The 23,401-nt window shown below is 63.9% G+C and carries 23 protein-coding genes; 11 read left to right on the forward strand and 12 right to left on the reverse strand.

Annotation, left to right across the window (positions count from 1 at the left end; genetic code table 11):
* Nucleotides 1-12: 12 nt before the first annotated feature.
* The 5 genes from relA to ACIPZG_RS24995 all read right to left on the reverse strand — a co-directional run bounded on the left by relA (nt 13) and on the right by ACIPZG_RS24995 (nt 6,876).
* Entirely contained in the window at nt 13-2,253 is a 2,241-nt protein-coding gene (gene relA / locus ACIPZG_RS24975; RefSeq protein ID WP_008092181.1) for a GTP diphosphokinase, read from the reverse strand.
* A 96-nt stretch (nt 2,254-2,349) separates the two neighbouring features.
* Nucleotides 2,350-3,708, reverse strand: a complete 1,359-nt coding sequence (gene rlmD / locus ACIPZG_RS24980; protein WP_400717876.1) for a 23S rRNA (uracil(1939)-C(5))-methyltransferase RlmD — start codon at nt 3,706-3,708, stop codon at nt 2,350-2,352.
* Nucleotides 3,709-4,608 carry a cysteine synthase CysM gene (cysM, locus tag ACIPZG_RS24985; RefSeq protein ID WP_043273190.1) on the reverse strand — a complete coding sequence of 300 codons (900 nt, stop codon included), beginning with the start codon at nt 4,606-4,608 and terminating at the stop codon, nt 3,709-3,711.
* 153 nt (nt 4,609-4,761) lie between these two features.
* Nucleotides 4,762-6,156, reverse strand: a complete 1,395-nt coding sequence (locus ACIPZG_RS24990) for a histidine kinase sensor domain-containing protein (protein ID WP_400717879.1) — start codon at nt 6,154-6,156, stop codon at nt 4,762-4,764.
* 3 nt (nt 6,157-6,159) lie between these two features.
* Nucleotides 6,160-6,876 (reverse strand): response regulator transcription factor, encoded by a 717-nt coding sequence (locus ACIPZG_RS24995; protein WP_400717881.1) that lies wholly within the window; start codon nt 6,874-6,876, stop codon nt 6,160-6,162.
* Nucleotides 6,877-7,071: 195 nt separating this feature from the next.
* On the opposite strand from ACIPZG_RS24995, the gene ACIPZG_RS25000 reads away from it, so the two are divergent.
* The 4 genes from ACIPZG_RS25000 (at nt 7,072) to ACIPZG_RS25015 (ending at nt 11,851) form a co-directional block, all read left to right on the forward strand.
* Entirely contained in the window at nt 7,072-9,831 is a 2,760-nt protein-coding gene (locus ACIPZG_RS25000; RefSeq protein ID WP_400717884.1) for a response regulator, read from the forward strand.
* Between the two features lie 160 nt (nt 9,832-9,991).
* Nucleotides 9,992-10,981, forward strand: a complete 990-nt coding sequence (locus ACIPZG_RS25005) for a 2-hydroxyacid dehydrogenase (RefSeq protein WP_400717886.1) — start codon at nt 9,992-9,994, stop codon at nt 10,979-10,981.
* 31 nt (nt 10,982-11,012) lie between these two features.
* Entirely contained in the window at nt 11,013-11,450 is a 438-nt protein-coding gene (locus ACIPZG_RS25010; RefSeq protein WP_400717888.1) for a hypothetical protein, read from the forward strand.
* Complete coding sequence (locus tag ACIPZG_RS25015; RefSeq protein ID WP_400717890.1) at nt 11,447-11,851, forward strand: META domain-containing protein; 405 nt, start codon at nt 11,447-11,449, stop codon at nt 11,849-11,851. The genes ACIPZG_RS25010 and ACIPZG_RS25015 overlap by 4 nt, the downstream gene beginning before the upstream one ends.
* Nucleotides 11,852-11,970: 119 nt before the next feature.
* On the opposite strand, the gene ACIPZG_RS25020 is transcribed toward ACIPZG_RS25015, so the two are convergent.
* Nucleotides 11,971-12,435 (reverse strand): TlpA disulfide reductase family protein, encoded by a 465-nt coding sequence (locus ACIPZG_RS25020; protein WP_400717892.1) that lies wholly within the window; start codon nt 12,433-12,435, stop codon nt 11,971-11,973.
* 85 nt (nt 12,436-12,520) lie between these two features.
* Between ACIPZG_RS25020 and arsC the strand changes: the two genes are divergently transcribed.
* Genes arsC through ACIPZG_RS25035 form a run of 3 tightly spaced genes read left to right on the forward strand, consistent with a single transcriptional unit; the run spans nt 12,521 to nt 13,882 of the window.
* On the forward strand, nt 12,521-12,874 hold the full coding sequence (arsC, locus tag ACIPZG_RS25025) for an arsenate reductase (glutaredoxin) (RefSeq protein ID WP_400641463.1): 354 nt from the start codon (nt 12,521-12,523) through the stop codon (nt 12,872-12,874).
* Nucleotides 12,871-13,476 carry an NAD(P)H:quinone oxidoreductase gene (wrbA, locus tag ACIPZG_RS25030; RefSeq protein ID WP_008100699.1) on the forward strand — a complete coding sequence of 202 codons (606 nt, stop codon included), beginning with the start codon at nt 12,871-12,873 and terminating at the stop codon, nt 13,474-13,476. Before arsC ends, wrbA begins: the two co-directional genes overlap by 4 nt.
* Nucleotides 13,469-13,882 carry a DUF2069 domain-containing protein gene (locus ACIPZG_RS25035; RefSeq protein WP_400717894.1) on the forward strand — a complete coding sequence of 138 codons (414 nt, stop codon included), beginning with the start codon at nt 13,469-13,471 and terminating at the stop codon, nt 13,880-13,882. Before wrbA ends, ACIPZG_RS25035 begins: the two co-directional genes overlap by 8 nt.
* Nucleotides 13,883-13,998: 116 nt before the next feature.
* Here ACIPZG_RS25035 and ACIPZG_RS25040 read toward each other — a convergent pair whose 3' ends face one another.
* Entirely contained in the window at nt 13,999-14,670 is a 672-nt protein-coding gene (locus tag ACIPZG_RS25040; protein ID WP_400717897.1) for a DNA-3-methyladenine glycosylase I, read from the reverse strand.
* 4 nt (nt 14,671-14,674) lie between these two features.
* Entirely contained in the window at nt 14,675-15,499 is an 825-nt protein-coding gene (ttcA, locus tag ACIPZG_RS25045) for a tRNA 2-thiocytidine(32) synthetase TtcA (protein WP_008100705.1), read from the reverse strand.
* Nucleotides 15,500-15,763: 264 nt separating this feature from the next.
* Between ttcA and ACIPZG_RS25050 the strand changes: the two genes are divergently transcribed.
* Both ACIPZG_RS25050 and ACIPZG_RS25055 read left to right on the forward strand, forming a co-directional pair.
* Entirely contained in the window at nt 15,764-16,363 is a 600-nt protein-coding gene (locus ACIPZG_RS25050) for a Yip1 family protein (protein WP_400717899.1), read from the forward strand.
* A 127-nt stretch (nt 16,364-16,490) separates the two neighbouring features.
* A complete protein-coding gene (locus tag ACIPZG_RS25055) occupies nt 16,491-16,985 on the forward strand; it encodes a SprT family zinc-dependent metalloprotease (protein ID WP_008100711.1) in 495 nt (164 codons plus the stop codon).
* Between the two features lie 173 nt (nt 16,986-17,158).
* On the opposite strand, the gene ACIPZG_RS25060 is transcribed toward ACIPZG_RS25055, so the two are convergent.
* From ACIPZG_RS25060 to ACIPZG_RS25075, 4 genes are all read right to left on the reverse strand, one after another.
* On the reverse strand, nt 17,159-18,481 hold the full coding sequence (locus tag ACIPZG_RS25060) for a dicarboxylate/amino acid:cation symporter (RefSeq protein ID WP_400717902.1): 1,323 nt from the start codon (nt 18,479-18,481) through the stop codon (nt 17,159-17,161).
* 387 nt (nt 18,482-18,868) lie between these two features.
* A complete protein-coding gene (locus ACIPZG_RS25065) occupies nt 18,869-20,215 on the reverse strand; it encodes an ATP-binding protein (protein ID WP_400717905.1) in 1,347 nt (448 codons plus the stop codon).
* Nucleotides 20,212-20,889 carry a response regulator gene (locus ACIPZG_RS25070; RefSeq protein ID WP_400717907.1) on the reverse strand — a complete coding sequence of 226 codons (678 nt, stop codon included), beginning with the start codon at nt 20,887-20,889 and terminating at the stop codon, nt 20,212-20,214. Before ACIPZG_RS25070 ends, ACIPZG_RS25065 begins: the two co-directional genes overlap by 4 nt.
* A 132-nt stretch (nt 20,890-21,021) precedes the next feature.
* Nucleotides 21,022-21,627, reverse strand: a complete 606-nt coding sequence (locus tag ACIPZG_RS25075; RefSeq protein WP_400717910.1) for an outer membrane beta-barrel protein — start codon at nt 21,625-21,627, stop codon at nt 21,022-21,024.
* 129 nt (nt 21,628-21,756) lie between these two features.
* Here ACIPZG_RS25075 and ACIPZG_RS25080 point away from each other — a divergent pair, with 129 nt between their 5' ends.
* Nucleotides 21,757-22,551, forward strand: coding sequence for a dienelactone hydrolase family protein (locus ACIPZG_RS25080; RefSeq protein ID WP_400717913.1), 795 nt, complete (start codon nt 21,757-21,759; stop codon nt 22,549-22,551).
* Between the two features lie 147 nt (nt 22,552-22,698).
* Entirely contained in the window at nt 22,699-23,400 is a 702-nt protein-coding gene (locus tag ACIPZG_RS25085; protein ID WP_400717916.1) for a 4'-phosphopantetheinyl transferase, read from the forward strand.
* Nucleotide 23,401: the final 1 nt, after the last annotated feature.

Genomic DNA, 23,401 nt, shown 5'->3' on the forward strand with positions numbered 1-23,401 from the left:
GGCACCGCAGCCTCAAGGGGTACGATTACGCCGCGTCTCGATGATGTTCGGCAACTGCGAGATCCTGCCCAGCAGGCGCCCCAGCGCATCCAGGCCAGGAATCTCGATGGTCAGCGACATCAGCGCAGTATTGTCTTCCTTGTTCGAGCGGGTGTTCACCGCCAGCACGTTGATCTTCTCGTTGAGCAGCACCTGCGACACGTCGCGCAGCAAGCCCGGCCGGTCGTAGGCACGGATGACGATATCGACCGGGTAGGTCTGTACCGGTATCGGCCCCCAACTCACCTGGATCATCCGCTCCGGCTCACGCCCGGCCAGCTGCAGCACCGAGGCGCAGTCCTGGCGGTGAATGCTCACGCCGCGGCCCTGGGTGATGTAGCCGACGATGGCATCGCCCGGCAGCGGCTGGCAGCAGCCGGCCATCTGCGTCAGCAGGTTGCCCACGCCCTGGATCTGGATATCACCACGCTTGCCGGTACGCGGCCCGGTAGGCTTGCGCGGCACCAGCTCGATCTGTTCGATGCGATCGGGTTCGAGCAACTGCTGAGCGGCGTTGACCAGGTGTGCCAGGCGCAGGTCGCCGGCACCGAGCGAGGCGAACATGTCCTCGGCGGTCTTGACGTTGGTTTTCTCGGCCAGGCGCTCGAAGTCCACCTGGGGCAGGCCCAGACGGCTGAGTTCGCGTTCGAGCAGGGTCTTGCCGGCGGCGACGTTCTGGTCGCGCGCCTGCAGCTTGAACCAGTGGACGATCTTGGCCCGCGCCCGCGAGGTGGTGACATAGCCGAGGTTGGAGTTCAGCCAGTCGCGGCTCGGGTTGCCGTGCTTGCTGGTGATGATCTCCACCTGCTCGCCGGTCTGCAGGCTGTAGTTGAGCGGCACGATGCGCCCGTTGATCTTGGCGCCTCGGCAGTTGTGGCCGATCTCGGTGTGTACGCGGTAGGCGAAGTCTAGCGGGGTGGCGCCCTTGGGCAGGTCGATGGCATGGCCGTCCGGGGTGAATACATAGACCCGGTCCGGTTCGATATCGACCCGCAGCTGCTCGGCCAGACCACCGATGTCGCCCAGCTCTTCGTGCCATTCGAGCACCTGGCGCAGCCAGGAGATCTTCTCTTCGTAGTGGTTGGAGCTGGGCTTGACGTCGGTGCCCTTGTAACGCCAGTGGGCGCACACGCCGAGCTCGGCCTCCTCGTGCATGCCGTGGGTACGGATCTGCACTTCCAGCACTTTGCCCTCGGGGCCGATCACCGCCGTGTGCAGCGAGCGGTAGCCGTTTTCCTTGGGGTTGGCGATGTAGTCGTCGAACTCCTTGGGGATGTGCCGCCAGAGGGTGTGCACGATACCCAGCGCGGTGTAGCAGTCGCGCACCTCGGGCACCAGCACGCGCACCGCGCGCACGTCGTAGATCTGGCTGAACTCCAGGCCTTTGCGCTGCATCTTGCGCCAGATCGAATAGATGTGTTTCGCCCGGCCGCTGATATCGGCATTGACGCCAGTGGCCAGCAGTTCGTTCTGCAGTTGGTTCATCACATCGCTGATGAAGCGCTCGCGGTCCAGCCGGCGCTCATGCAGCAGCTTGGCGATCTGTTTGTACTGATCGGGTTCGAGGTAGCGGAAGGACAGATCTTCCAGCTCCCACTTGATATGGCCGATGCCCAGGCGGTGGGCCAGCGGCGCATAGATGTCGAACACTTCGCGGGCCACGCGCAGGCGCTTTTCGTCATCGGCGGATTTCACTGCACGGATCGCGCAGGTGCGCTCGGCCAGCTTGATCAGTGCCACGCGCACGTCGTCGACCATCGCCACGAGCATCTTGCGCAGGTTCTCGACCTGCGCCTGGGAACCGAGCACCAGCGATTGGCGCGGGCTGAGGCTGGCGCTGATGGCGGCCATGCGCAGCACGCCGTCGATCAGCTTGGACACTACCGGGCCGAAACGCTGGCCGACTTCAGCCAGGGTCACCTTGCCCTCACGCACCGAACGATAGATGACTGCCGCCACCAGGGAATCCTGGTCGAGCTTGAGGTCGGCGAGGATTTCGGCGATCTCAAGACCTGCCTGGAAACTGGAGGTACCATCGGCCCATGAATGCTTGGCCGGGTTGCCCTTCTTCTCGATTTCCTGGGCGAACTCGCAGGCCTCTTTGAGTGCCACGCGATCCAATGCCGAATCGACGCTCACCACATGATCCAGCCATGCTTCGAGATTGATACTGCCGTCGGTGTTGACCGGCTGGTGCACTCTCACCTGTACCATCTTTCTTTTACCTTTCCATACAGCGCACCCCATGGGTGCACTGGCTATCACCGTGCGACCCCCAGTCCATGGAGGCCGCACCAAGGGGCCAGTTCGCTAGCCCGCTTCGAATAACGCCATGGCTTCGACATGCGCCGTCTGAGGAAACATGTCGAGAATCCCGGCCCTTTTTAACCGGTACCCCTGGCCGACCAGCACCTGGGCGTCTCGCGCCAGCGTGGCCGGGTTGCACGATACGTAGACCAGCCGTCTGGCCTTGAGGCGGGCGATGCCTTGCACCACCTCGAACGCACCGTCGCGCGGTGGATCCAAGAGTACCGCAGAAAAGCCCTCGGCGGCCCATCCGGCGCCTGCCAAAGGCTGCGATAAATCGGCCTGAAAAAACCGTGCGTTATGCACATTGTTGTTTCGGGCATTGGCCGCGGCACGGTCGACCATGGCCTGTACACCTTCCACCGCCACCACTTCACGTGCCTGACGGGCCAGCGGCAAGGCGAAGTTGCCCAGGCCGCAGAACAGGTCCAGCACACGCTCGTCGGCCTGCGGCGCGAGCCAGGCCAGCGCTTGCTCGATCATGGCCGTGTTGACCTGGGCATTGACCTGGACAAAATCGCCCGGGCGCCATGCCAGCTCAAGCTGCCAGGGCTCCAGGGCAAAGCCCAGTTTCGCCTCGGCATCCACCGGCGCCGGCTCACCTTCGCCTTGCAGCCAGAGCTGCGCGTTGGCTTCGCTGCAGAATGCCTGCAGTCGCGTCAGGTCTTCCGCCGACAACGGCGCCACATGTCGAACCAGTACAGCTTCGGCGGTGCCGCTGAACAACTCCACATGGCCGATCGACTGTGGCTTGCTCAGCGAGCGCAGCACGGTCGGTAAGTGACGAAGAATAGATTGCAAAGGCTGTACCAGCACTGCGCAGTCATCTATGGAGACAATTTCCTGACTGGCTTCGGCGCGAAAGCCTACATCCAGCTGGCGCGCTTTCACATCCCAGCGCACCGCTACCCGCGCCCGCCGCCGGTAGCCGAACTCCGGGCCGCTCAAGGGTTCAGCCCACGCTTCGGGCTGTACGCCGGCAACCCGCTGCAACTGTTCGGCCAGGGTGCGCTGCTTGAGCGCCAGTTGGGCGTCGTGCGGCAGGTGCTGCAGGTTGCAGCCACCGCAGCGTTGGTAGTGACGGCACGGTGCCTGGCGTCGCTCCGGGCTGGCTTGCAGTACCCGCTCCAGGCGCGCTTCGACCACCTTGCCGCGGGCATTGAGTACCCGCGCCTCGACCGCTTCACCGGCCAGGGCGCCACTGACGAACCAGGTGCGCCCATCAAGGAAGGCGATGCCGCGGCCGTCACCGGCCAGGCGCTCGATTTCCAGGCGCTGCTTCTTGCCCACGGGGACCTGAGGGGTACGGTTGCCGCCGGCCGGCTGGAAGCGCAGGCCGCTGTTGCTTTTCTTTCTGGACATTTAGCTCGGGTCGAACAGGCCGGTGGACAGGTAACGGTCGCCGCGGTCACAGATGATCGCAACCATCACCGCGTTTTCCACTTCTTGGGACAGGCGCAGCATGGCTGCCACCGCACCACCGGAAGACACGCCGCAGAAAATGCCCTCTTCGCGGGCAAGGCGGCGAGTGGTTTCCTCGGCTTCCTGCTGGGACATGTCGACCACGCGGTCGACGCGGGTGGCGTCGAAGATTTTCGGCAGGTACTCCTCGGGCCAGCGGCGAATGCCCGGGATCGCCGAGCCTTCCATCGGTTGCAGGCCAACGATCTGCACCGCCGGGTTCTGCTCCTTGAGGTACTGCGAGCAGCCCATGATGGTACCGGTGGTGCCCATGGAGCTGACGAAATGGGTGATGGTGCCTTGGGTCTGCTGCCAGATCTCCGGGCCGGTGCTGGTGTAATGGGCGATCGGGTTGTCGCCATTGGCGAACTGGTCGAGGACCAGGCCGCGGCCTTCGGCCTGCAGCTTCTCGGCCAGGTCGCGGGCGCCTTCCATGCCCTCTTCCTTGGTCACCAGAATCAGCTCGGCGCCGTAGGCGGTCATGGCAGCCTTGCGCTCGGCGGTGGAGTTGTCGGGCATGATCAGGATCATCTTGTAACCCTTGATCGCCGCCGCCATGGCCAAGGCGATGCCGGTGTTGCCGGAGGTGGCTTCGATCAGGGTATCGCCGGGCTTGATCTGGCCGCGCAATTCGGCGCGGGTGATCATCGACAGTGCCGGGCGGTCCTTCACGGAACCGGCGGGATTGTTACCTTCGAGCTTGAGCAGGAGCGTGTTGCTGGTTTCTCCAGCGATGCGCTGCAGGCGAACCAGGGGCGTATTGCCGACGCAATCGGCGATGGTTGGGTACTGCAAGGTCATGGTGTATTTCACAATCCGGACGGCAGGGGTGCCTATCATACCGGCAAACCCTTCGCCGCCATATCACGCAATCTGTGGTCGGTATAGCTACAAGCTATATGGCCTTGTGTTGTCCGTGCGGGCCCCATCGCCGGCAAGCCGGCTCCCACAGGGTTAGTGCTGTACCTGTGGGAGCCGGCTTGCCGGCGATGGGGCCTGTGCAGCCGGCACATGAACCGGCAGGCGCATGCACAAGCGCAGCCCGCGCTTGCCATTCTCCGCCCACAAGGTACCGCCCTGACGCTGGATCGCGCTGCGGGCAATGCTCAACCCCAGACCGAACCCACCATCCCCCGGGCGCGAGCCGTCGAGGCGGGAAAACGGCGCGAAGATCCGCTCCAGGTCGCCCTCGGCCACACCACCGCCCTCATCTCCCAGCCACAACCGCCAATAGCTCCCCTCACGCTGCCCACCCAAACGCACCAGGCCGTTTTCCGGCGAATGGCGGATGGCATTGCGCAGCATGTTTTCGACGGCCTGGGCCAGGTGGTTGAGGTTGCCCTGCACCCAGCAATGGGGCGGCAGCTCGCAACGCAAGCGCTCAGGCGACCAACCGCTTTCATAACAGGCATCCTCGACCAACAGCTCCCACAACGCCTGCACCTGGATCGGCTCAAGGTTCATCGGTGCCCGTTCGGCGTCCTGCCAGGCCAGCTGCAGCGTGTCCTCGACCAGCTGCTGCATGCAGTCCACTTCACGGTCCAGCCGCTCGCGCAAGCGCTCAAGGTCGGTTTCACCGTCACAGGCCACGCGCAACCGGCTCAGTGGCGTGCGCATCTCGTGGGACAAATCGCGCAGCAGTTGCTGCTGCATGGCCACCGTGCCCTGCAGCCGCTCTGCCATCTGGTCGAAGGCACGGGCCAGTTCGCCCAGCTCGTCATGCCGGGCGATGGTGCGTGAGTCCAGACGTGCCGAGAGCTGGTCGGCGCGCCAGGCATTGGCCTGCTCGCGCAGCTGGTTGAGCGGCACGATCAGCATGCGGTACAGGCCGATGCACAGCAGCAAGGTGAACAGGCCAGGAATGATGCCGTTGGTGACGACGCGCCAGGCCATCTGGTACTGACCGGGGGTGAAGCGTGTCGGCAACTCGATCACCAGCATGCCTTGCTCCGGCGCCCCAGGGAACGGAATGCGCAGCCAGGGCTGGTCGATGCTGCGCCGGCTCATGGGCCAGTCGACCCCGCGCAGACGAGTCAGGCGTTGCATGATCTCCGGGCCCAGGGTGGCACTGTTCAAGGGCCGCAGTTGGGTGTCGAGCACGCCGAGCCAGCCCTGCTCGCGCTGCTGCATGGCCGCGACCCATTGGTCCAGCCCGGCCTGCCCGCCGCTGCGCCAGGCCTGCTCGGCCTCGCTGGCATAGCCGCGCAACACCTGGCGGGCGGGCTCGTCGAGAAAGGCATTCTGGGTTTCCATGTGGCGGCCCCAAGTGTAGCTCAGGCCGATCATCAGCAGGCAGAAACCCACCAGCAGGATAGCCAGCTTCCAGAACAGCGAATGACGGTCGAGCATCGCTCACTCCGCCTCGCCGACACTGAGCACGTAGCCCTTGCCCCAGACGGTGCGGATCTGCCGCTCGTGGTAGCCGATACCCTTGAGCTTGCGGCGAATCTGGCTGACATGCATGTCCAGGCTGCGGTCGTGGCGCGAATAGCCGCGCTGCAACACCTGCTGATAAAGGAAGGGCTTGCTCAGCACCTCGTCGAAGTTGCGGTTGAGGATGTCGAACAGGCGGTACTCGCTGGGGGTGAGGCCCGCATGTTGGCCGCCCAGGCTGACATCGCACAGGCCATCGTCGAAGCGAAGCTCGCCCGTGGCGAGTTCCTGCGCTGGCTGGTGGCGACGTTCGAGGGCGACGCGGCGCAGGATCGCCTCGATGCGCACCTGCAACTCGGCCATGCTGAAAGGTTTGGGGAGATAGTCGTCGGCCCCTCGCTGGAAGCCACAGATACGATCGGCTTCAGCGCCCAGTGCCGACATCAGGATCACCGGCGTGGCGCTGCGCCGACGCAACTGAGCCAAGGCGTCCAGGCCGTTCAGCCCTGGCAGGAGGATATCCAGCAGTACCACGTCGAAGGCCTGCCGACTGGCCGTTTCCAGGCCTTCGAGCCCGTTACGGCACCAGGTCACCTGAAAACCACCACGCTGCAATTCCTCATGCAGGTAGGCGCCCAGTACCGGATCGTCCTCGATGGCCAGGATGCTGGATGAGTGAATAGCTACGGGATTCATTGGCAACTGCCATGCATTCTCAATTGCGTGCAATTATTGAGCATGCTACCGATCTAGGCAACCGCCCCGCGACCAATGCGGTGACAGGCCAGCGAAAACATCGCAAAGAGGTGCATTCATGCGGCAGGCAGAGTAACTTTCCGCTTTGGCTCGCGGCTCCGGCCGCGGCGTACAGGCACATGACAGGAGGCTGGTGTGCTCGATCGTTTGGGAATCCGCAGCCGGGTTCTGCTACTGGCACTGTTACCGGCCAGCCTGATGGCCTTGGTGCTGGGCTGCTACTTCACCTGGTTGCAGCAAAATGAGTTGCGCACCCAACTGCTGCAGCGCGGCAAGATGATCGCCGAGCAACTGGCTCCGCTGGCCGCCCCTGCCCTGGCCCGACTAACGCCCGCGCAGCTTGAACGCATCGCTGCGCAAACCCTGGAACAGGCCGATGTGCGCGCCGTGGCGTTCCTTGCCCCGGACCGTAGCCGCCTGGCCCATGCCGGCCCCAGCATGATCAACCAGGCGCCCAGCGGCGGCACCGGCACCCAGCTGCTGGAGCGCAGCGGCAACGACGCCACCCGCTACTTGATGCCGGTGTTCGGTCATCACCGCGACCTGGCCACCGATGCCGTCCCTGCCGAAGCCGAGCGTCTGCTGGGCTGGGTCGAAATTGAACTGTCCCACGACGGCACACTGCTGCGTGGCTACCGCAATCTGTTCACTACCGTGCTGCTGATCCTGGCCTGCCTTGGCCTCAGTGGCCTGCTGGCGATGCGCATGAGCCGCACCATCAATGACCCTATCGCGCGCATCAAGCATGCGGTCAACCAGCTCAAGGACGGCCATCTCGAAGAGCGCCTGCCCGCCATGGGCAGCCACGAGCTGGACGAACTGGCACGCGGTATCAACCGCATGGCCGAGACCCTGCACAGCGCCCACGAAGAGCTGCAGCACAGCATCGACCAGGCCACCGAGGACGTGCGCCAGAACCTGGAAACCATCGAAATCCAGAACATCGAGTTGGACATGGCGCGCAAGGAGGCCCTGGAGGCCAGCCGCATCAAGTCGGAGTTCCTGGCCAACATGAGCCACGAGATCCGCACGCCGCTCAACGGTATACTCGGGTTCACCCACCTGCTGCAGAAAAGCGAGCTGACCCCGCGCCAGCTGGATTACCTGAGCACCATCGAAAAGTCTGCCGACAACCTGCTGGGGATCATCAACGAGATCCTCGACTTCTCCAAGATCGAGGCTGGCAAACTGGTGCTCGACAGCATCCCGTTCAACCTGCGCGACCTGATTCAGGACACCCTGACCATCCTCGCCCCCGCCGCCCACGCCAAGCAGCTCGAACTGCTCAGCCTGATCTACCGCGACACACCGTCGTCGCTGGTCGGTGACCCGTTGCGGCTCAAGCAGATCCTCACCAACCTGGTGAGCAACGCGATCAAGTTCACCCGCGAAGGCACCATCGTCGTGCGGGCCATGCTCGAAGACGAACACGAAGACAGCGCGCAACTGCGCATCAGCGTGCAGGACACCGGTATCGGCCTGTCGCCCCAGGACGTGCGCACGCTGTTCCAGGCATTCAGCCAGGCGGACAACTCGCTGGCACGGCAACCGGGCGGCACCGGCCTGGGCCTGGTGATCTCCAAGCGCCTGATCGAACAGATGGGTGGCGAGATCGGGGTCGACAGCACGCCGGGCGAAGGTTCGCAGTTCTGGATCAGCCTGAGCCTGCCCAAGGCGCACGACGACATGGAGGAGCAGCCGCTGCAACCACTGCTGGGCCGTCGCGCGGCGATCGTCGATGGCCATGAGCTGGCGCGCCAGGCCCTCGAACACCAGTTGGAGGACTGTGGCCTGAGCGTGAGCCTGTTCGCCTCCTACGATCATCTGCTGCAGGGTGTGCAGGCTGCGCACCAGGCCGGCCTGCCGTTCGAATTCGCCGTACTGGGCGCCAACCTGGGCAGTTTGTCGCCCGAGCAACTGGGCCACTACCACCAGCAACTGGAACGTTTCCAGTGCCTGTGCGTGGTGTTGTGCCCGACCACCGAACAGGCGCTTTACCACCCGTTCCTGCCCAATGGCCACGGTCAGCTGCTGTCCAAGCCAACCTGCACGCGCAAGCTGCGCCGCCTGCTGCTGGAGCTGCTGCAACCGCGTCGCCCATTCGCCGAAGCGAACGCGGGCAACCGCGCCGAGCGCCGGGCAAAGATCCTCTGTGTCGACGACAATCCCGCCAACCTGCTGCTGGTGCAGACCCTGCTCGAAGACCTGGGGGCCGATGTGCTGGCGGTCGACAACGGTCAGGCCGCACTGCAGGCGGTGCAGAGCGAAACCTTCGACCTGGTGCTGATGGACGTACAGATGCCCGGCATGGATGGGCGTGCCTGCACCGAGCAGATCCGCCTGTGGGAAAACACCCAGAGTGGCAGTCCGCTGCCGGTCGTCGCCCTCACCGCCCATGCCATGGCCAACGAAAAACGCGCCTTGCTGCACAGCGGCATGGACGACTACCTGACCAAACCGATCAGCGAACGCCAGCTGGTCCAGGTCGTGATGAAGTGGACCGGGTTGAGCCTGGGCGCCGCGCCTCTGGAGCGCCTGGATGAGCCGCAGGCCGATAGCCGTGACCTGCGCGTGCTCGACCCTGACGAAGGCCTGCGCCTGGCAGCCGGCAAGCCGGACCTGGCCGCCGACATGCTGACCATGCTGCTGGCATCGCTGGACAGCGACCGCGAAGCGATCCGCGCCGCGCGCGAGGCCGAGGACCACACCGCGCTGATCGAGCAGGTGCATCGACTCAATGGGGCATCGCGTTATTGCGGCGTGCCGCAGCTGCGCGCGGCGTGCCAACGCAGTGAGACCTTGCTCAAGCAGAATCATCCGCAGGCGCAGCAGGCACTGGATGAGCTGGACGGGGCGATCTGCCGGCTGGCGGCGCAGGCGCGGCTCAGCGCCTGAACTCAGGGGCCCTATCGCCGGCAAGCCGGCTCCCACCCTGTCCGCGTTGCCACCGACGCCTGTGGGAGCTGGCTTGCCGGCGATAGGGCCGGTGCAGATCAACACTTCTGCCCTGGCAGCTGGCTACAATCCCCACTACCTCGAAATAGGAAGCCCGACCATGCGCGCCCTGTTGTTCAGCAGCCAGCACTATGACCAGGAAAGCTTCACCCAGGCCAGCCAAAACCTGCCCCTGGAGCTGCACTTCCAGCCCGCCCGCCTGACCCTCGACACCGCCGCCCTGGCCCAGGGCTTTGATGTGGTGTGCGCCTTCATCAACGATGAACTCGACGCCCAGGTGCTGCAGCGACTGGCCGCCGGCGGCACGCGCCTGATCGCCCTGCGTTCGGCCGGCTACAACCATGTCGACCTGGCCGCCGCCCAGCGCCTGGGCCTGGCGGTGGTGCGTGTGCCGGCCTACTCGCCGCATGCGGTGGCCGAACATGCCGTCGCGCTGATCCTGGCGCTGAATCGCCGCCTGCACCGTGCCTACAACCGCACCCGCGAAGGCGACTTCACCCTGCACGGCCTGACCGGCTTCGACCTGCACGGCAAGACCGTCGGCGTGGTCGGCACCGGCCAGATCGGCGCTGCCTTCGCCCGCATCATGGCCGGTTTCGGCTGCCAGCTGCTGGCCTACGACCCCTACCCCAACCCCGAGCTGCTGGCGCTGGGGGCCCGCTACCTGGAGCTGCCCGAACTGCTGCGCGAGGCGCGAATCATCAGCCTGCACTGCCCGTTGACCGAGCACACCAAACACCTGATCAACTCCCAGAGCCTGGCCCAGCTGCAGCCCGGCGCCATGCTGATCAACACCGGCCGTGGCGCGCTGGTGGACACGCCGGCCCTGATCGATGCACTGAAAAGCGGCCAGCTCGGCTACCTGGGCCTGGACGTGTATGAAGAGGAAGCACAGCTGTTCTTCGAGGACCGCTCGGACCTGCCGCTGCAGGACGATGTACTGGCGCGCCTGCTGACCTTCCCCAACGTGATCGTCACCGCGCACCAGGCCTTCCTGACCCGCGAAGCCCTGGACGCCATCGCCGCGACCACGCTGGACAACATCATCCGCTGGGCGGCTGGCAAACCGCAGAATCAGGTCACAGGTTAATGCTAGGATACGCGGCATTTCTGGAGGACCCATGGTCGAGCACGATTTCCGCTACACCCTTTTCAACCCGCAACACACCCTGATCGAATGCCGCGCCCTGGTACCTGGCCGTTACCAGGTGACCGGCAACGGTGGTTCGATGCACAAAGGCGACACCCTGCTGGTCACCCTCAAGGGCAGCAAGGACCTGGCCATGCGCCTGACAGTGGAAAGCGTGCGTCACCTGATCAACCCGCGCGGCCAGTGGGTTGCCGTGACCAGCGGCCCGGTGTTCAACGAGCTGGAGATCCTCACCTGGCAGGTCGAGTGCGACAGCTGCGACGCGGTGCTGGACTTCGAGTTCGCCGTGGACGCCAAGCTGGGCAAGAAAGCCCGCCAGCCGGCCGCCACCGCGCGCGTCACCGAGCTGGGCTGGGCCAGCCGTGGCGACAAGCACCTGTGCCCGAAATGCCAGGAGAGCGCCGCGTGAAGAATGTGCTGACCGGCGTGCTGGTTGCCAGCGGCCTGCTTGGCTGCGCCGCCGAACCGTCGAAGCTGCAGCAGGAACGCAGCTATGTGCTGGAGTGGATCGGTGAACGCCCGCTGATCGACTACAGCCACCTGACCCTGACCCTGGCCAGCGATGGCCGCGCCTATGGCAATGCCGGCTGCAACCATTGGTTCGCGCCGTATACCCTGGACGGCGAGCACCTGAGCTTTGGCAAGGTCGGCAAGACCCGCAAGCTTTGCGCGCCGGCTTTGATGGAGCAGGAAAAGCGCTTTTTGCAGGCGCTGGAGACGGTGCAGCGCTGGGATGTGTCGCCGGTCGAGCAGATGCGGTTCTGGCCGGCTGAGGGGAAGCCTTTGCGCTTCTGGCCTGAGGAAGGCTGAAGATTGTTGGGGCCGCTTTGCGGCCCTTTCGCGACACAAGGCCGCTCCTACAGGGAATCGCGTAACCCCTGTAGGAGCGGCCTTGTGTCGCGAAAGGGCTGCAAAGCAGCCCCAGAACATCAAGCGCCTTTCAGGGCCTTGATCTTGGCCTGCAGCCCTTCCAGGGTCTGCTCGCCCAGCAGCTGCTCGCGCACCTTGCCCTTGTCATCGATGATGTAGGTCACCGGCAGCGCCTCGCTGCGCGGCAGGTCATAGCGCTCGGCCGGATCCTGGGCCAGCACGGTGAAGCCAATACCCAAGGTATCGGTCGCCTGTTTCAATTCCTGCCCCTGCAAGCCGTCGAAGTTCACCCCGACCACCTTGATACCGTCGGCCGCCCACTGCTTGGCCGCTGTGTTCAGTTCTGGAATCTCGGTACGGCACGGGCCGCACCATTCGGCCCAGTAGTTGAGCACCAGCCAGTGCCCGTCGAGCTGCTCGGCCTTTACCGTATTACCGTGTTGGTCCACGCCGTAGTCGGCACCGCAACCACCGAGCAACAGGCTCGCGGTGATGGCCAGTACTGCTGCCAAACGCCTTGCCATGGGTCAATCCTTCTCAAGTTTTCGAGCAAATGGGTCAGTCGCTGCGGTTAGAATAGCCGCCACACCCAGCTGGATGCGACCCGACATGACTGACCTGACGCTCTATCATAACCCGCGCTGCTCGAAATCCCGCGGCGCGCTGGAACTGCTCGAACAACGGGGCCTGGCACCGACCATCGTACGTTACCTGGAAACCCCGCCAGATGCTGCCACCCTCAAGGCCCTGCTCGGCAAGCTGGGCATTGCCCCGCGCCAGCTGCTGCGTACCGGCGAAGACGAATACAAGGCACTCGACCTGGCCAACCCGGCCCTGAGCGACGCGCAACTGATCGACGCCATGACCCAGCACCCCAAGCTGATCGAACGGCCGATCCTGATCGCCGGTGACAAGGCGGTGATCGGCCGTCCACCGGAGAAGGTGCTGGAGATTCTGCCGTGAGTGCGCCGTTTATCCTGGTGCTCTATTACAGCCGCCACGGCTCGACCAGCGAAATGGCCCGGCACATTGCCCGCGGCATCGAGCTGGCCGGCATGGAGGCACGCCTGCGCACGGTGCCGGCGATTTCCACCGAATGCGAAGCCGTGGCCCCGGACATTCCGGCCAGCGGCGCGCTGTACGCCACCCTCGACGACCTGCGCCACTGCGCAGGCCTGGTGCTGGGCAGCCCGACCCGCTTTGGCAACATGGCCGCGCCGTTGAAGTACTTCCTCGATGGCACCAGCAGCCTGTGGCTGGGGGGCGAACTGGTCGGCAAGCCCGCCGCGGTGTTCACCTCCACCGCCAGCCTGCACGGCGGCCAGGAAACCACCTTGCTGTCGATGATGCTGCCGCTGATGCACCACGGCATGCTGGTGATGGGCCTGCCCTACAGCGAATCGGCACTGCTGGAGACCCGCGGTGGCGGCACGCCTTACGGCGCCAGCCACCATGCCGGTGCCGATGGCAAGCGTGAACTCGATCAGCACGAGATCACCCTGTGCCGCGCCCTTGGCCAACGCCTGGCGACCACGGCCAAGGCACTGGAGGCCGCGCGTGGCTAGAAAGCCCAAGGTGTTGCCGTCGCTGGCATGGCTGGCACCGCGTGTGCGCCTGACGCGGGCGCTGAGCCTGGCCTTCTTTTTTGGCCTGATCGCCTTGCTGGTGGTGAACAACCTGTGGTTCGCCAACCTGCATGGGGCGCGGGTCGGGGTGATTCTGGCGATCGAGCTGGTGCCACTGCTGTTGCTGGTGCCGGGCATGCTGATGGGCAGTGCCCGGGCGCATGCCTGGACCTGCTTTGTGGTGAATATCTATTTCATCAAGGGCGTGCTGGCGGCGTTCGACCCGGCGCGGGCGGTGTTTGGCTGGGTTGAGGTGCTGGTAAGCCTGGGGTTATTTGTCAGTGGGCTGCTTTTTGTGCGCTGGAAGTTTCAGCAGGAGCGGCGCTTGGCGGGCGAAGGGAGTTGAAGTCTGGGGCTGCTTTGCAGCCCTTTCGCGACACAAGGCCGCTCCTACAGGGGAATGCGTATCCCTGTAGGAGCGGCCTTGTGTCGCGAAAGGGCCGCTAAGCGGCCCCGACGGTCTCAATGATTGACGGTATGCGCCAGCATCACCGACAACTGGCACAGCGGCCGCCCGCTCTCTTCGTGCCATTGATTGAACGCTTGCTGCACCAGCGCCAGATCCCGCTGGCTGGTCGGCGCCTTGTCGATGATCTTCTGGGCAATCAGCGCAGCCGCCATGTCATCGGTCGGGATGAACGTGTCCTTGCCGACCATGCGCAGGAAGCGCGGCGCCGATAGCCCGCCCATCTGGTTGCCCTGCTTGGCCAAGTACTTCCACAAGCCGACGATATCGGTCACCGGCCAGTCGGCGATGAATGCGCCGAAACTGCCCTTCTCCTTCGCCACGTCGAGGATCATCTGCGCATTGCGCGGCACGCTCTTGAGCTTGCCGAGATGGCGGATGATGCGCTCGTCGTGCATCAGTCGCTCCAGGTGCTCAGCCCCCATCAGCACCACTTTCTCCGGGTCGAAGCCGAAGAACACCTGCTCGAACGCCGGCCACTTGGCGTCCACCAGACTGTGCTTGAGGCCCGCGCGGAACACGCGCAGGGCCAGGGTCGACAGGTAGCGGTCATCGCTGATGTCGCGCAGCTGCGCTGGCGTGCGCGGCTGCGGCAGGAAGGCTTCGAGGGCCTGGGCCGAGCCGAAGCGGTTCAGGCTGTATTCGTGCAGCCACTGGTAATCGCGCATGGGCTCAGATGTTCAGCACATCAAGGAAGCGCGGGGTGGCGCTCTCGTCGATCTTCAGGCTGGTGAAATCGAACAGGTTGCGGTCGGCCAGCTGCGACGGGGCAACGTTCTGCAGGGCGCGGAAGATGCTCTCGGTACGGCCCGGGTGCTTGCGCTCCCACTCCACCAGCATGTCCTTGACCACCTGGCGCTGCAGGTTCTCCTGGGAACCGCACAGGTTGCACGGAATGATCGGGAATTCCTTCATGTCCGAGTAGGCCTGGATGTCTTTCTCGTTGCAGTAGGCCAGCGGGCGGATCACCACGTTGCGCCCGTCATCGGCGCGCAGCTTCGGCGGCATGCCCTTGAGCGCGCCGTTGAAGAACATGTTGAGGAAGAAGGTTTCGACGATGTCGTCGCGGTGGTGCCCCAGGGCCATCTTGGTCGCGCCGATCTCGTCGGCGAAGGTGTACAAGGTGCCACGGCGCAGGCGCGAGCACAGCGAGCAGGTGGTCTTGCCCTCGGGCACCAGCTCCTTGACCACCGAGTAGGTGTCTTTCTCGACGATGTGGTACTCGACGCCCAGTTCCTTGAGGTAGGCCGGCAGCACATGCTCGGGGAAGCCCGGCTGCTTCTGGTCCATGTTCACCGCGACGATCTCGAACGTGATCGGTGCCACCTTCTGCAGGTGCAACAGAACGTCGAGCATGGTGTAGCTGTCCTTGCCGCCAGACAGGCAGACCATGACCTTGTCGCCATCCTCGATCATGTTGTAGTCGGTGATGGCTTCGCCAGCGAGGCGACGCAGGCGTTTTTGCAGTTTGTTCTGGTTGACCGAGAGGGTGCCCATAGCGCTTGAATCCGCGAGGTGTGACAAAAGGCGGCTATTTTACGCACAAACCTGACGCGGCTGTAGGGCTAACCGATAAAGACTTCAATGTAATCAGCAGCACTACCGACAGCGCAATTTGCTCTAAAAAGCCGGTTTTATGCTGACAACGGCTTCCTATACTGCGACATAAGGCCACATTACCGCTTGCATCGGTTGTCTTGGCCTCGGGCCGCTTGCGCTCCACCTGGGGGGCGGTTGGCAACATAGAGAGGAGTGACCGGCATGATTCATCACGTTGTGGGCCTTTTTACCCATCCTGATCAGGAATGGCGCGAGATTCGCGGGGAAGAAGAAAGCATCAGTCACATGTACCTGACACACACGCTGATCCTGGCGGCAATCCCCGCCATTTCGGCATTCATCGGCACCACCCAGGTCGGCTGGGTGATCGGTGGCCGTCCGGCGGTCATGTTGACCGTGGAAAGCGCGCTATGGATGAGCATCATGTCCTACCTGGCGATGCTCGCCGGGGTAGCGGTGATGGGCGCGTTCATTCACTGGATGGCTCGCACCTACGATGCCAACCCGTCCCTGGCCCAGTGCATCGCATTTGCCACCTACACTGCCACCCCACTGTTCCTCGGCGGCCTGGTGGCGCTCTACCCGCACCTGTGGCTGGGCATGCTGGTGGGCACTGCCGCCATCTGCTACACCGTGTACCTGCTCTATGTCGGCTTGCCGACGTTCATGAACATTCCATCGGATGAAGGCTTCCTGTTCTCCAGCTCGGTGCTGGCAGTGGGCCTGGTGGTACTGGTGGCGATCATGGCTGCTACCGTGATCATCTGGGGCCTGGGCGTAGGGCCCGTCTATACCAACTAGATCCAACCAACACTGGGGCATCAAGCCAGGGGCCGCCGCAAGGCGGCCTTTGTCTGCCTGCTGACCAGTGGGCTCGGCACCTTCACCGCGCTGCGGCATAATGACCGGTCAGGAGAATTACCCCGCCATGCCCGAGCTGCTCAAACAACGCGTCGAAACCTGTTACCAGCAAGCCGAAGCCTTCTTCAAACGCCCTTTCCCGCGCCCACACGTGAGCTTCAAGCTGCGCGGCCAGAAGGCCGGCGTCGCCCACCTGCACGAGAACCTGCTGCGCTTCAACCTGCAGCTGTACCGCGAAAACCAGCAAGACTTCCTGCGTCAGACCGTCGCCCATGAGGTGGCGCACCTGGTTGCCCATCAACTGTTCGGTGAGCGCATTCAGGCCCATGGCGAGGAGTGGCAGCTGATCATGCGCGGGGTCTATGAGCTGCCGCCGAACCGTTGCCACAACTATGAGGTGCAGCGACGGGTGGTGACCCGGTACATCTATCGGTGCCCTTGTCCGGAGAGTGATTTTCCGTTTACTGCGCAGCGGCACAGGCTGGTGCATCAGGGGCGGCGGTATCTGTGTCGGCGGTGTAGAGAGATTCTGATTTACAGCGGCGAGACGCGTGTTGAATGAACCGGCCCTTTCGCGGGATAAGCCCGCTCCCACAGGATTCCCGCTGATTCAGAAATCTGTGGGGTACTTGTGGGAGCGGGCTTGTCCCGCGAAAGGGCCGGCAATGACGCAGCTGAAACAGCAGACACAAAAAAGGCGACCCTAGGGTCGCCTTCTTCATGACTGCATCACACTCAGCGAGCCGGGCCTTCCGCTACGCCCAGGTCGTCGGTCGGGCGAGTGTCGATCAGCGGTGCACCACCGGAAGCCAGTTCCGACGCCAGCTTGTCGTTGTCCATTTCATTGACCCACTTGGCCACCACCACAGTGGCAACGGCGTTGCCGATCAGGTTGGTCAGGGCGCGGGCTTCGGACATGAAGCGGTCGATACCGAGGATCAGCGCCAGGCCGGCAACCGGCAGGTGGCCAACGGCGGAGAGGGTGGCGGCGAGGACGATGAAGCCCGAACCGGTCACGCCTGCGGCACCTTTGGACGCTACCAGCAACACCAGCAGCAGGGTGATCTGGTGGGTGATGTCCATGTGGGTGTCGGTGGCCTGGGCGATGAACACGGCGGCCATGGTCAGGTAGATCGAGGTGCCGTCCAGGTTGAACGAGTAGCCGGTCGGGATCACCAGGCCAACCACCGATTTCTTCGCGCCCAGGCGCTCCATCTTGGCCAGCATGCGTGGCAGCGCCGACTCCGAGGAGGAGGTGCCCAGCACGATCAGCAGCTCTTCACGAATGTAGCGGATCAGCTTGAGGACACTGAAGCCGTGGGCGCGGCAGATACCGCCGAGGACGATGAGGATGAACGCCAGGCAGGTGATGTAGAAGCAGGCCATCAGGTAGCCCAGCTGCACCAGCGAACCGACGCCGTACTGGCCGATGGTGAACGCCATGGCGCCAAAGGCACCGACCGGCGCGAGCTTCATGATCATGTTGATGATATTGAACATGACATGGGCGAAGCGGTCGATCAGGTCCAGCACTGGCTTGCCATAGCTGCCCAGGCGGTGCAGGGCGAAACCGAACAGCACCGAGAACATCAACACCTGCAGGATATCGCCGTTGGCGAAGGCGCCGACGATGGTGTTGGGAATGATGTTGAGCAGGAAGCCGACAGTGGTCTGCTGCGCGCCGGCGGCGGCGTAGGCGGCCACGCTGCTGGCGTTCAGGGTGCTGACGTCGATGTGCATGCCAGCGCCCGGCTTGACCACGTTGACCACCACCAGGCCAATGATCAGGGCGATGGTGGAGACGACTTCGAAGTACATCAGCGCGTAGCCGCCGGTCTTGCCGACCGACTTCATGCTCTGCATGCCAGCGATGCCGCTGACCACGGTACAGAAGATGATCGGGGCGATGACCATCTTGATCAGTTTGACGAAGCCATCACCCAAGGGTTTGAGGGCAACGCCGGTTTCCGGGTAGAAGTGGCCGAGCAGGATGCCGATGGTGATGGCGATGATCACCTGGACATACAGGGATTTGTACAGCGGCTGACGTGTCGTCATGGCTCATTTTCCTCAAGTGTGCTGGCTTCACCCTTCCCAGGGTGGTTGGGCACCTGAATCGCTAACCCTCCTGCACCTGGAGGGATTTGTCGTTGTGTTCGAGCTGCCTGGGCAGGCCTCTGCCAACGGAGATAGCAAGGGCGATGCCAAAATGCTCGCGAACTGTGCGAAGGCCGCAATTGCTTGAGGAAAATGCCCAGCGACGGGGCGAAATGGCGGATAAGAAGTGGCGGATTTCCGCCCGGTGGCGGAATTTGAACAGGGAGGATGGCGGGAATCCGCCCGCAGATCACTGGCCTCATCGCCGGCAAGCCGGCTCCCACACGGGAGCGGTGAAGTATCTGTGGGAGCCGGCTTGCCGGCGATGAGGCCGGTACTGCCTGCCCTTCACTCCAGGTGAAAGGTGAGCCTGAAAGCCGCCCCACCCAACGGCGAATCCTCCAGGCTCAACGCCGCGTCATAGCTGTCGACGATGTCCTTGACCACCGCCAGGCCAATCCCCTGCCCGGGATGCTGCCGGTCCAGCCGCTCGCCACGCTCGAGAATTCGCTCCCGCTGGTCTGCCGGCACCCCAGGGCCATCATCCTCGACGCACAAGGTCAGCTGCCCAGGCGCCTCCTGCAGGCTCACCCGTATCAGGCCCAGGCTCAGCCGGTAGGCGTTCTCCAGCAGGTTGCCGAGCAACTCCAGCAAGGCGCCCTGCTCCATCGGCACCTCTGCCTGCGCCGACACATCGAGCATGACCTCGACACGCTTGTCGCGGTAGACCTTGTCCAGGGTGCTGCACAGGCTTTCCAGCACCGGTCGCAGTTGCACACGGTGACGCACCAGGCCGCTCTTGCGCAGGCTGGCACGCTGCAGTTGATAGTCGATCTGCTGGCTCATGCGCTCGACCTGGCTCTGCAGCACCCGCGCCTGCTCACGTTCGCCGGTGCGCTGCTGCAGGTTTTCGCCTACGCCCTGCAGCACCGCCAGTGGGGTTTTCAGGCTGTGCGCCAAATCGCCCAGCGAATCGCGGTAGCGCTGGCGCTGTTCACGTTCGCTGCGCAGCAAGCGGTTCAGCGAACCGGTCAGGCGCAGCAGCTCACGGGGGTGTTCGGCGCTCAGTCCGTCGCGTGCGCCGGACTCCACTTCGTCCAACTCACGGCTCAACCGCCGCAGCGACCGCAGGCCCCAGGTCAGGCCGGCCCACAGCAAGGCCAACAAGGCCAGCAAGGCAGCGCCAAAACCGAGGTAGAGCTTTTCACGCAGGCCAGCCAGGGTTTGCTGGTACTCGCGCACCGGCTGCAAGGCGACGATGCTGTACGCCGCGCTCTGCCCACCGAGCAGCTTGATCTCGACGTCATAGACGAAGAACTCTTCGCCATCGTTCTGGTGGATGCGGGCAAATTCGTTGCCACGCCCATCGTAGCGCGGCTGATAGTTGATGTTCTGGTCGGCGGTGGCCCGCGAGCGCCAGACCAGTTGGCCGTCGCGGTCGAAGATGTAGCCGAGCAAGCCGGTGTACGGCAGGTTGAAGCGTTCGTCCGGCAGCAACTCTGGCATCTGCAGCCGGCCATGTTCGATGCGTGCCGCCGAGATCAACGTGGTGACGTCGGAGGCCAGACGCTGCTCGATCGACTCCTGCAGCGCCAGGCTGAAGGCCTTCTGCAAGGCCGGCAGCAGCGCCAGCATGAACAGCAACGCCAGCACGGCCGCCGCCAGCATCAACCGCACCCGCAGCGAGCGGATCACCGGCAGCGCTCGGTGAACAGGTAGCCCAGGCCACGTACCGTGTCGATCGGCTTGAACCCGTGTTCGCCTTCAAGCTTGCGGCGCAGGCGGCCGACCAGCACTTCGATGACGTTGGGGTCACGCTCTTCGTCGCCCGGGTAGAGCTGCTCCATCAACCGCTCCTTGGCCACTACCTGCTGGTGATGGCGCATGAGGTATTCGAGGATGCGGTACTCGTAGGCGGTCAAGGCCAGGGGCTGCTCATCCAGGGTCGCCTGCTTGCGGTTGAGGTCAAGCACCAGCGGGCCTGCGGCGATGGTCGACTGGGTAAAGCCGCTGGAGCGACGCAGCAGGGCATTGAGCCGTGCTTCAAGCTCTTCGAACTGGAAAGGTTTGACCAGGTAATCATCGGCACCGGCGGCCAGGCCTTCGACCTTGTCCTGCCAGTTGCCACGCGCGGTGAGGATGAGGATGGGGAAGGCCTTGGCCTGGCTGCGCAGCCGACCGATCAGCTCCAGCCCGCTCATGCCCGGAAGACCGAGGTCGATAATGGCCAGGTCGAAATGGAACTGTTCGGTCTGGTACAGCGCTTCTTCGGCATTGGCAACGGCTTCGACCACATGGCCGCTTTCGCCCAGGCGGGTATTGAGGTGGTGCCTCAGCAGGGCTTCGTCCTCGACCACCAGAAGTTTCATCTAGCTCTCCTTTTTCGTCTGTTGCCTGCCCCGGCCCTTTCGCGGGACAAGCCCGCTCCCACAAGTAACGCCAGGATACCTGTGGGAGCGGGCTTGTCCCGCGAAAGGGCCGGTACAGGATAACGCGAGTCCTCAGAACTTGTAGTTCGCCGACAGGTAAGTCTGTGCACTGCTGGTCAGACGCAGGGTACCCGCCTTAGGCCCACCGCTGGGCGCCACTTCGGTCGAGGCGTTGCTTTGCAGGTAACGGTAGCCCAGCTCTACCGAAGCCTTGTCGGTCAGCTCCTGGATCACGCCCGCCTGCAGCCCTACCGCGTAGCCATAATCGCTGTCACGACTTGCCCCCGGCGAATCCTGGGTCAACTTGGTCACGCCGAGGCTGCCGCCGCCGAACAGCTTGGTGGTATCCCCTACCGGAAGGAACAGGTCATAGCTGCCCAGCAGGTTCTCCTGGCGCAGCTTGAGGCCGCTGTGATCGCCCGAGACGTTGTCGTAGGTCACGTAGTAGCGGCCCTGGTCATTGATGCGGCCCAGGCGCACACCCCAGGTATTGTCCTTGCCGATGATGCCGTCGGCGTTGAGGTTGTCGGTATTGCTTTGCAACAGGCCAGACTTGCGAACCTTGTCGCTGGTCTGGCCGTAGGTGAGGCTGGCGAAGTTTTCATCGGCGGCCTGGGCGGTGGTCATGCCAGCGGCACACACGGCGATGGCGGCGAGCAGGGTGTTGAAGGTTTTCATGGCTTCTTGCTCCAGTTGAAGGCGCTGTTTCGGTCTGGAAGCTAGAGTAAGCAGGGTGCCCTGAACCGCGGCTGAACCTTGGCTGAACCTCGGCTGAACGAACCGTTTGCCAAACAAGGAGTAGTGAACATGCGTGCTCTGCTGGCCTTGACCCTGATGTGCAGTGCCGTGCTTGCCCAAGCGGCAGTAGTGACCCGTGAAATCCCTTACCAGGACGCCGAGGGCAAACGCTTGATCGGCTACTACGCCTATGACGATGCCAGCAAGAAAGAACGCCCGGGCATCGTCGTGGTGCATGAGTGGTGGGGGCTGAATGACTACGCCAAGCGCCGCGCGCGTGATCTCGCAGCCCTTGGCTACAGCGCGCTGGCCATCGACATGTATGGTGATGGCAAGCACACCGAGCATCCGCAGGACGCCCAGGCATTCATGGCCGAAGCCATGAAAGACCCGGATGAGGCGGCCAAACGTTTTGATGCCGGCTTGAAATTGCTGGCACGACAACCCTACACCGACAAGAGCAGCCTGGGCGCCGTCGGTTACTGCTTCGGCGGCAAGGTGGTGCTCGATGCGGCACGGCGCGGCGTGAGAAAGCTCGATGCCGTGGTGAGCTTCCATGGCGCGCTGGCGACACAGACACCGGCCAAACCCGGCGAGGTGAAGGCCTACGTACTGGTCGAGCACGGTGCCGACGACAGCATGGTCACCCAGGAGCAGGTCGCGGCGTTCAAGGCGGAGATGGATGCCGCCAAGGTCAACTACCAGTTCGTCAGTATTCCCGGGGCCAAGCATGGTTTCACCAACCCGGATGCGGATCGGTTGAGCCATGGCGAGCATGGTGGTCCGGACATCGGCTACAACAAGGCGGCGGATGAAAGTTCGTGGGCGGATATGCAAGCGTTCTTCAAGCAAGTGTTCAAGTAGAGGGCCCAATCGCCGGCAAGCCGGCTCCCACAGGTATTCCACCGTTCTCAGGCTCTGCGGGGTACCTGTGGGAGCCGGCTTGCCGGCGATAGGGCTGCAAAGCAGCCCATCTCCCACACAACGCCGTCGGCTGGCACAATACCTGCCATGAACACATTGCCTTCCTGCTGCGCCCCGCTCCAGTACCACTGGCCCTTGCCCCGCCCACTCCCTGGCGCGGTACTGGTCAGCTGCGCCTTCGACCCGGCCCTGCTGGCCGCCGAAGACTTCCTGCGCGCCGGTATCGTGCCCAGCGCCAGCCTGCAACGCTCGGTGGCCAAGCGCCAGGCCGAGTACCTGGCCGGTCGCGTCTGCGCGCGGGCCGCACTGCAGCGTCTGGATGGCCGCGATCATGTGCCGGGCAGCCACGAAGATCGCTCGCCGATCTGGCCTACCGGGATCCATGGCTCGATCACCCACGGCAAAGGCTGGGCGGCCGCGGTGGTTGCCGCCGATGCCGCCTGTCGAGGCGTCGGCCTGGATCAGGAAGCGCTGCTCGACGACGACCGCGCTGAACGGCTGATGGGCGAAATTCTCACACCGGCGGAGCTCGAGCGCCTGGACCGCAGCCAACTTGGCCTGGCGGTCACCCTGACCTTCTCGCTCAAGGAAAGCCTGTTCAAGACCCTCTACCCGTTGACCCGCCAGCGTTTCTACTTCGAGCACGCCGAGGTGCTGGAATGGTCAAACGATGGCTTGGCCCGCCTGCGCCTGCTCACTGACCTGTCGTCAGACTGGCAGCACGGCTGCGAGCTTGAAGGGCAGTTCTGCCTGCAAGACGGGCACCTGCTCAGCCTGATCAGCGTCTGAC

It is taken from the genome of Pseudomonas sp. NPDC089395, from assembly GCF_044749525.1.
Taxonomy (GTDB): Bacteria; Pseudomonadota; Gammaproteobacteria; order Pseudomonadales; family Pseudomonadaceae; genus Aquipseudomonas.

What these genes read in the sequence shown, in the direction of transcription:
- ACIPZG_RS25020 (WP_400717892.1), bottom strand. Translation starts at nt 12,435, where the DNA reads ATGGCAAGGCGTTTGGCAGCAGTACTGGCCATCACCGCGAGCCTGTTG.
- ACIPZG_RS25080 (WP_400717913.1), top strand. Translation starts at nt 21,757, where the DNA reads ATGCGTGCTCTGCTGGCCTTGACCCTGATGTGCAGTGCCGTGCTTGCC.
- ACIPZG_RS25070 (WP_400717907.1), bottom strand. Translation starts at nt 20,889, where the DNA reads ATGAAACTTCTGGTGGTCGAGGACGAAGCCCTGCTGAGGCACCACCTC.
- ACIPZG_RS25005 (WP_400717886.1), top strand. Translation starts at nt 9,992, where the DNA reads ATGCGCGCCCTGTTGTTCAGCAGCCAGCACTATGACCAGGAAAGCTTC.
- ACIPZG_RS24995 (WP_400717881.1), bottom strand. Translation starts at nt 6,876, where the DNA reads ATGAATCCCGTAGCTATTCACTCATCCAGCATCCTGGCCATCGAGGAC.
- arsC (WP_400641463.1), top strand. Translation starts at nt 12,521, where the DNA reads ATGACTGACCTGACGCTCTATCATAACCCGCGCTGCTCGAAATCCCGC.
- ACIPZG_RS25040 (WP_400717897.1), bottom strand. Translation starts at nt 14,670, where the DNA reads ATGCGCGATTACCAGTGGCTGCACGAATACAGCCTGAACCGCTTCGGC.
- ACIPZG_RS25060 (WP_400717902.1), bottom strand. Translation starts at nt 18,481, where the DNA reads ATGACGACACGTCAGCCGCTGTACAAATCCCTGTATGTCCAGGTGATC.
- ACIPZG_RS25055 (WP_008100711.1), top strand. Translation starts at nt 16,491, where the DNA reads ATGCCCGAGCTGCTCAAACAACGCGTCGAAACCTGTTACCAGCAAGCC.
- rlmD (WP_400717876.1), bottom strand. Translation starts at nt 3,708, where the DNA reads ATGTCCAGAAAGAAAAGCAACAGCGGCCTGCGCTTCCAGCCGGCCGGC.
- ACIPZG_RS25085 (WP_400717916.1), top strand. Translation starts at nt 22,699, where the DNA reads ATGAACACATTGCCTTCCTGCTGCGCCCCGCTCCAGTACCACTGGCCC.
- relA (WP_008092181.1), bottom strand. Translation starts at nt 2,253, where the DNA reads ATGGTACAGGTGAGAGTGCACCAGCCGGTCAACACCGACGGCAGTATC.
- cysM (WP_043273190.1), bottom strand. Translation starts at nt 4,608, where the DNA reads ATGACCTTGCAGTACCCAACCATCGCCGATTGCGTCGGCAATACGCCC.
- ttcA (WP_008100705.1), bottom strand. Translation starts at nt 15,499, where the DNA reads ATGGGCACCCTCTCGGTCAACCAGAACAAACTGCAAAAACGCCTGCGT.
- ACIPZG_RS24990 (WP_400717879.1), bottom strand. Translation starts at nt 6,156, where the DNA reads ATGCTCGACCGTCATTCGCTGTTCTGGAAGCTGGCTATCCTGCTGGTG.
- ACIPZG_RS25050 (WP_400717899.1), top strand. Translation starts at nt 15,764, where the DNA reads ATGATTCATCACGTTGTGGGCCTTTTTACCCATCCTGATCAGGAATGG.
- ACIPZG_RS25010 (WP_400717888.1), top strand. Translation starts at nt 11,013, where the DNA reads ATGGTCGAGCACGATTTCCGCTACACCCTTTTCAACCCGCAACACACC.
- ACIPZG_RS25075 (WP_400717910.1), bottom strand. Translation starts at nt 21,627, where the DNA reads ATGAAAACCTTCAACACCCTGCTCGCCGCCATCGCCGTGTGTGCCGCT.